This is a genomic window from Halobacillus sp. BBL2006 (assembly GCF_000786645.1).
GTDB lineage: Bacteria > Bacillota > Bacilli > Bacillales > Halobacillaceae > Halobacillus.
In genome coordinates this window covers 1-7,758 of record NZ_JRNX01000468.1, presented here as the reverse complement: position 1 = coordinate 7,758, position 7,758 = coordinate 1, and the positions used below count along the sequence as shown (strand labels likewise).

The following is a 7,758-nucleotide window of genomic DNA, read 5'->3' as shown; positions in this document are numbered from 1 at the left end:
AAGCCAGTTCAAGCGGCCAAGAAACAGGGGGCAGCAACCAGGCTCCCAGTTATACGTTTGTTAGTGAAGGCAAAGATGTGATTGAAGCTTTTTCCAATGTGAACGAATTGCTTGGACGCAGACCCTTTTTCGCTCATATATCAGCCCTGGTCGTAGGAGAGGATTTTGCAAGAAACCAAGGTGTTAAAGAGTTAATAGATTATATGGAGAGGCATTATGAAATTAGAGACAGTTACCTGTTTTTTATAGCCAAGGGGGAAAAGGCAGAAACGATCATGAACTTGTTTACACCTATAGAAAATTCTTCGGTGTTTACTATAGATCGGATGGTCAGTATATCGGGAGAGGCTCATGGTATGCAGGATGGCATCAAACTGGAGGATTTTATTAAATGGAGTTTTGGGGACAATCGTGATCCTGTAGCTCTTGGGGTAGAGAAAGTTGATGAGGAAGTTCAATCGACAAATGCGGAAGTCCTAAATAACATTGAAGGTAATAAAAATGCGGTACGACTAACTGGTGTGGCAGCATTTAAAAATAACCATCTGGTGGACTGGCTCACTGAAAAAGAAACACAGAGTTTCGCAATTCTCACCAATCATACAGGCAAGACATTGTCCTATTCTGTTCCTTGCAGTGAAGGAGAAGGTACCATTGGACTTAGTATAAAAGAGATGAAAAGAAACTTTAAACCAAAGCTTCAAAATGGAAAGTTAACGTACGACCTTAACTTGAAAGGCCGTGTTACTCTGGAAGGGTTTTCGTGTCCAATGAAGCTATCAACAAATCAAGGTGTAGAAAAACTCCAGCAAATTGTAAATGAGACTTTAGAGAAAGACCTTACCTCCTCCATTGAGAAAGCTCAGGAATTACAGCTGGATTATTTCGGCATCCGTAACCAGCTTTTCAGAAATGAAACGAAACAATGGGAAAAAGTGAAGGATGACTGGGAGAATTTGTATAAAAATATGGAAGTAAACACTCAAGTCCACGTATATTTGGAATCGCCTGGAGCGAGGGTTGATAATAATGAAGAAAAGCAGTAAAACATGGAAAGAAAAAGGGTTCATTATCGGTGCCTGGCTGTTTTCGATGTACTACACAACCGGCTATTTGTTAGATCGCTCTTTTTTCCCAATCACCCAGTGGCTGAGAGCCATTTACAAACCCATCTATACCGCCCTATTTGGAGGCTCATCATGAACATACAATTGACAAAATATCAGTTGTTTACGGTAACCACTAACTTTGTTATCTTCAGCTCTATCCTGATGGCTCCAGCGTTGACAGTGGTTGCTGCCAAGCAGGATGGCTGGCTCTCTATGCTTCTTGCGTTGATTATTGGTCTGTTACTGAATGTTGTTTATGTTCTCCTTTTAAGAAAACACCAATACCCTTCCTTATTCAGCCTAATTGACCGCGCAGCTGGAAAATGGATAGGTACCTTGTTGAATATTGTGCTTATGTTCTATGCACTCCATCTTGCGGCTATGGTTGTAAGAAACTTGAGCAATTTCATCGTCTCGAGCGTTTTTCCCAATGCTCATCCATGGACTTATCAAATACTATTGATTGGGATTATAGCATTTACAGCCCTCCATGGTGTAAGAAACTTATTTCTGTTAAATGAATTGTTATCGCCGCTGCTTTTTTTCATCGTAATTGGATCTTTAATTTTGATCATCAAAGATTTCAGTTTTATTGAATTAAAGCCTGTGTTCTACACACCTTTCCGTTCGATTTTCGAAGGAGCCTATGCGACACTAGGCTTCCCCTTTATTGAAGCCTTGTTATTAGGGAATTTCTTTCACTATGTCCAACGTAAGAAACAGTTGTCTATTGTTTACTTATCAGGGCTCATTTTTGGAGGGCTCACTCTTGTCATTGCCGTAATGCTTATCATTGGAAACGATGGGGCTTATATTGTGGCAAGAGAAACTTATCCTACTTATTCTGTCTTGAGGGATATCGAGTTTACAACCATCTTCGAAAGAATTGAAATCTTAATCGCTCTTGCCTGGATCACAGGACTTTTTTTCAAAACGACCGTCTGTTTCCTAGTGGTGATGATGGGCTTTAGACATCTGTCCAAGTCGAGAAGCTATAGACCCTTCATCATTCCCGTTGCCATTTTAATCTGGGCAATGAGTAATCACCTTCACAAAACAGTCATGGATTTCAGTAATTTCGTCACGTCAAGCTGGACGTTGTATTGGTTCACTTTGTATTGTGTACTAATATTTGTCTTCCTTATTGGTTTTTTGAAGAAGAAAAAACAATCAGGGCAAGCCGAGCAAACAGGAAGCGATAACTCCTCTATGCAAAAAGCCAGGCCATGAGTTTGAAGGGCCTGGCTTTCTTATTATTTAACAGCTTTATACCGTTTTTGATTTTCGAGGTTAGTGGCCGGATCCCTTCTCTTATTGGTAGCGATGACATAAACAGCCAGCGTCGTGATGATAGCTGCAATGATCGTTCCGATGTTGAAGATTCCTTTCTCTGCTGTCCATACGATAGAATAGCCGAGCGCACCAGCGAAGGTCGCATAGTAAAAGAACGGGAGAAGTGTTTTCCGGATAATGTTTCCTTCCTGTCCGACCAATCCTACGACGGCACAGGCGGCAACGACATTGTGCACACAAATCATGTTTCCTGCTGCTCCACCGACAGCCTGAAGGGCGACAACCCAGGAAGCATCGACACCAATTTGTGAACCTACATTGTATTGGAACAGGGAGAACATCATATTACTAATCGTGTTACTGCCGGCAATAAAGGCACCCAGCCCGCCGACAAAAGTAGAAAACAACGGCCATAAGTCTCCGGTCAAGCCGGCCACCCCATTAGCAAGCTCAATCGGCATGCTGCCAAAGCCTGCTGCACCCCCTCCGGAGTTCAGGAACACCTGGACCATCGGCACGGTAAATAACAGTGCTGCTGAGGCAGGAATCATCGTCTTCCCAGAATGAGCCCATGCTTCCTTATAAGCCTTTCCATTCATTTGGTGGATCGCAAAGGTGATAAGAGAAACGACAATAAAGATCGTGCCTGGTAAATAAAGCGGCTGGAAGCTGGCGGTGATGTCTGTTCCGAAAATGTTAGGGATCGAAACATTCCATGATTTGATCCACTCTAAAAACGGCAGAGACTTCAACCTTGTTAGAACAAGAAACAAACCAACCAGGATATACGGCGTCCAAGCTCGTACCATCGACATGCTGCCGCTTTTGTGGGCGACATCCTTAATCTCAATCTTACCTGTCCAAGCCGGATCCCATTTGGATGAATCTTCAAAGTCCCAATGTTCTTCTTTCGGCGGCATCAAGAAACCTTTTTTAGCAGCCGGGACAACGATAGCAAGACCTACAAGCCCCCCGATCATAGACGGGAACTCTGGTCCAAGGACGTTAGCGACGATGACATATGGGATTGTCATCGCAAAAGCTGCGAATAAAGCGAACTTCCAAACTTTGATTCCTTCACTGAATGATTTGTTTTTACCAAAAAATCTTGTCATGAGTGCAACGACAAACAACGGAACGAGCGTACCGACGATCGCATGGAGAATGGCGACCCGGCCGCCTACCATCGTAACAAGAGAAAGAAAGTTATTCGTAATACTATCATCTGCAGCAAGCCCTGTCTGAACACCGACAAGGATCGGTGTACCTACAGCACCGAAAGATACAGGTGTACTTTGAATGACCATCCCTGCGACGACTGCAGCCATAGCGGGGAACCCTAATCCAACGAGCAATGGAACTGCAACCGCAGCAGGAGTTCCAAAGCCGGCAGACCCTTCAATAAATGATCCAAACAGCCAGGCAATGATGATCACTTGAATCCGTCTATCCGGGGATATGCCGACAAATCCTTCCCGGATGGTCTTCAGTCCTCCACTCTCTTGCAGCGTGTTTAACAAAAGAATTGCACCGAAGATAATATAAAGAAGTGTAGCCGCAACAACCAATCCATTAACAGAGGCAGCAGCAACGGTGGCTCCAGGAACTTGCCACACAAATAAAGCAAGCAAAACAGCAACTATGTACGAAATCGGCATCGCTTTACTTGCCGGCCATCTGAGACCTACGAGAAAGACACCTACAGCAGCAATCGGTAACAGAGATAATAACGCTAAGGTTCCGGTGTTCATAATTCACCCTCCATTGGTTTTTAGTCTAAAGGACACGACCAATAACCTCTACCCTCCCATGTTTCTTATTACGAAACATCGTTTCACTTTTGAAACAAAAAAATATACATTTTTGTAAGCGCTTTCTATATTATAAGGTCAGCTAAAATTATTTTCAACAATATTCGGAAAATTAAGGAATATTTACTTTTTTTGAGAAAAAACGACAAAAAAGCATGTCGTTACAAAAGGTTTTGTGGCGACATGCGTGGCTTTCCATTATTGAATAGATCCGAGGCGCTTCGAAATATTCCGTCCTGCTTCCATCACTCTCTCTTTCAAATCATCCAGTCTTTCTTCCGTCATCCGTAAAGACGTACCTGAAATGCTTAAAGACGCCAGCACCCGTTCGGTATGATCGAAAATCGGGGCCGCGATACAAATAATGCCTTGTTCATTTTCTTCTAAATCCAGAGCATAGCCTTGCTCTTTCACATTCTTCAATTCTTTCATGAAGAGATCCACATCGGTAATCGTGTGATCCGTGTGTTTCGGCAGTCCTCTTTTTTCAAGGATCTCCCTGACTCTATTTTCCTCCATATAAGCAAGAATCGCTTTTCCGACCGACGTACAATGCACGGGGGCTCGTCTGCCCACTTTCGAGTGCATTCTAAGTGTCTCGGACCCCTCAAGCTTCTCGAGGTACACGACTTCACCCTGATCATAAACGACCAGGTGAATGACTTCATTTGTGTAGTCCTCAAGTGACTGCAGAAACGGTGCAGCTTCTGTCCGTAAATCCATGGAATCTAATAATCTAGAACTGATTTCTAAGAATTTGTACCCTAATTTGTATTTTCCGCTTTCCTTATTCTGTTCAATAAACCCGTATTCCTCGAGCGTATTCAAGATCCTGTAGACCGAGCTTTTGTTAATATCCATCTGACTGGCGATTTCCGTGACACCGACACCGCTTTTATTCGTACTGACGATGTCAATGACTTCCATCGCCCGCCCGACAGACTTGACCATATTCAATCGTTCCAAAGGTCTCACCTCACTCCCTAGTAAACTACATTATAGCATAGGAAGACCGTCCTAATCATAAAGGACCCAGTGTGGTGAGAAGTTCCCCTGTCTAGGATTCTATGGAAACCGAAGACTTAATCGTACGATTTTTCAACGTACCGATCTCATCAATCTTACATTCGATCACATCTTGATTTTTGACGAAATACGCACCTAATGGACTTCCCGTCAAAATGCAATCCCCAGGTTCGAGTGTCATGACTTTTGATAAATAAGACACCATATGGGCAAGCGGAACAATCATGAGATTCGTCGGGCTGTTTTGGGTTTCAACACCATTGATATCCGCTTTCACAGAAACTTGAGAAGGATCGAGCTCTGTTTCGATATAAGGACCGATCGGTGTGAACGTATCAAACGACTTCCCTACGGTCCAGTGTCCATCTTCATGGAAAAATTGAGGAGCGGTTACATCATTTCCAATCGTATAACCAAAGATATGATCCAGCACATCCTCTTCGGCTACATTTCGGGTTTCTTTTCCGATGACAACCGCCAACTCTGATTCGAACTTCACTTCGTCCACTAAGTCCGGAATGACAATTTCCGCTTCCGTTCCGATCACAGACGAAGACGGTTTAAAGAAAAACACTGGGATTTCAGGCAGCTCTTCCGGCCGTTCTTCAGCACTGCCGACGTAGTTTGCACCGATGCCGATAATCTTGCTCGGGACCGCCGGAGCTAATAACTCGACTTGTTCAAGCGGAAGTACTTCGCCCGTATAGCTCCACTCGTGATAGATATCCCCTTCGATTACACTAATATCATCACCCTTTACAACACCATAATGAATCTCATCTTTATGTGAAAATCTAGCAAATTTCATATCCATTCACTCCTTAGAAAAATTATTTGACTGCTACTGTGTCTTTGACAATTTTCTTCACATCCATACACCGGCTCGGGGTCGGAAAAAGCTTGCCTTTATTCAGCAGATCGTCTGGATTGAACACTTCTCTTATGCGGATCTGAGCGTCCAGTTCTTCGTCTGAAAAAATGAAACGCATTTCCTCTTTTTTCTCAATCCCGACGCCGTGCTCGCCTGTAATCGACCCTCCGACATCTGCGCAGGCTTTCAGGCAGGCCGTCCCTGCTTTTAACGCTTTTTCCGTTTCGCCTGGAATACGAGAATCGAATAAAATTAACGGATGAAGATTTCCATCCCCGGCGTGGAAGATGTTCGCGATTCGCAATCCAGATTCCTTACTAATTTCGGCAATGTTCTGCAGTACCTCAGGAAGTGTACTTCTCGGAATCACGCCGTCCTGGACAAGGTAGTCAGGGGAAATCGCGCCCATCGCTCCGAACCCGGTTTTACGGTTGGCCCACCATCGGCCACGTTCCTCTTCACTTTCCGCCACTTTCACTTCTCTTACATTCCGTGCTTTGCATACCTTGAGAATCTGGTCGATCTGTTCCTCAAGCCCCGCAATGATCCCGTCTACCTCGATAAGTAAAAGCGCCTCGATATCGTCCGGATGACCGACGGGATACGCTCCAGCCTCTACTCCTTCGATCGCTGTCTTGTCCATCATTTCAAGAGCAGCAGGGACAATACCAGCAGAAATGATGTCCGAAACCGCGCGGCTCCCATCCTCAACATGATCAAAGTAAGCAAGTACTGTTTGCTTCCCTTCAGGATTTTTCAAAATTCTCACCGTAATTTTCGTGACAATCCCCAGTGTACCTTCAGATCCTGTCAAAAGTCCCATCAAATCATATCCCGGGCTGTCAGGAATACCATCTTCGCTGAGCTCAATGATTTCACCATTCGGCAGCACCACTTCAAGCCCTAAAATGTGGTTGGTTGTAACCCCATATTTCAAACAGTGGGCGCCTCCCGCATTTTCTGCGACATTTCCGCCAATCGTACACACATACTGACTGGATGGATCCGGAGCATAGTAGTACCCTTTATCCGAGATCGAATTGGTCAGTTTCAAATTGACGAACCCCGGCTGCACGATAGCCTGACGGTTTTCAAAATCGACACTCAGCAAATGCTTCATTTTCACTAAGCTGATGATCACTTCTTTGTTGAGCGGAATCGCACCTCCACTCAAGCCGGTTCCCGCACCACGGGCAAGAAAAGGGATGTCGTTAGCAGCACAATAACGCACGATGGCTGCTACTTCTTCGGTGTTTTTCGGAAAAACCACAGCCTTTGGCATCGCCTTATGGATGGTGAACCCGTCACAGTCGTACGATAAGAGATCTCCTTGTTCATGCAAGACCTCTTTTTCCCCGACGATCTCGATCAATCTGGCAATATGCGGATCTTCATGCGTCTTCTTTCTCCTATTCCTTCCGAACATGATCCTCACCCTTTCACCGTTGCTGTTTTTTCTTTTCCTTGCTTGTCTTTTTGATAAGCCCAATCAAGCAGCTGCACCGTGTGGACGATTTCGCTTCGTCTGCCATACTTCTGGACACCCATCGCCATTTGCAGCATACAGCCCGGGTTCCCTATCGAGATCATTTCTATATCTTCTGGTACGTGCTCCATTTTCCTGTCCAAAACCGCTCCCGCCATTTCC

At 44.6% G+C, this 7,758-nt stretch carries 7 protein-coding genes and 1 pseudogene; 3 read left to right on the top strand and 5 right to left on the bottom strand.

Annotation, left to right across the window (positions count from 1 at the left end):
* From LD39_RS13895 to LD39_RS13890, 3 genes are all read left to right on the top strand, one after another.
* On the top strand, positions 1–1,046 hold a 1,046-nt coding region (locus LD39_RS13895; RefSeq protein WP_035548138.1), incomplete at its 5' end, for a Ger(x)C family spore germination protein.
* Positions 1,030–1,203: a hypothetical protein gene (locus LD39_RS23130; protein WP_197061432.1), complete on the top strand. Its 174-nt coding sequence runs from the start codon at positions 1,030–1,032 to the stop codon at positions 1,201–1,203. The genes LD39_RS13895 and LD39_RS23130, both read left to right, overlap by 17 nt.
* Complete coding sequence (locus tag LD39_RS13890) at positions 1,200–2,339, top strand: endospore germination permease (RefSeq protein ID WP_035548135.1); 1,140 nt, start codon at positions 1,200–1,202, stop codon at positions 2,337–2,339. The genes LD39_RS23130 and LD39_RS13890 overlap by 4 nt, the downstream gene beginning before the upstream one ends.
* Before the next feature lie 23 nt (positions 2,340–2,362).
* Here the strand turns inward: LD39_RS13890 and LD39_RS13885 are convergent, their stop codons facing one another.
* The 5 genes and pseudogenes from LD39_RS13885 to LD39_RS13865 form a co-directional block, all read right to left on the bottom strand.
* The gene (locus LD39_RS13885) at positions 2,363–4,153 is read right to left on the bottom strand and encodes an L-lactate permease (RefSeq protein ID WP_035548133.1); all 1,791 of its coding nucleotides are present in this window, start codon (positions 4,151–4,153) and stop codon (positions 2,363–2,365) included.
* A 258-nt stretch (positions 4,154–4,411) separates the two neighbouring features.
* Complete coding sequence (locus LD39_RS13880) at positions 4,412–5,179, bottom strand: IclR family transcriptional regulator (RefSeq protein ID WP_035548128.1); 768 nt, start codon at positions 5,177–5,179, stop codon at positions 4,412–4,414.
* Between the two features lie 91 nt (positions 5,180–5,270).
* Positions 5,271–6,047 (bottom strand): fumarylacetoacetate hydrolase family protein, encoded by a 777-nt coding sequence (locus tag LD39_RS13875; protein ID WP_035548125.1) that lies wholly within the window; start codon positions 6,045–6,047, stop codon positions 5,271–5,273.
* Between the two features lie 22 nt (positions 6,048–6,069).
* On the bottom strand, positions 6,070–7,536 hold the full coding sequence (locus LD39_RS13870; RefSeq protein ID WP_035548121.1) for an FAD-linked oxidase C-terminal domain-containing protein: 1,467 nt from the start codon (positions 7,534–7,536) through the stop codon (positions 6,070–6,072).
* A 5-nt stretch (positions 7,537–7,541) separates the two neighbouring features.
* Positions 7,542–7,758, bottom strand: a pseudogene (locus LD39_RS13865) (glycolate oxidase); the annotation flags it as partial.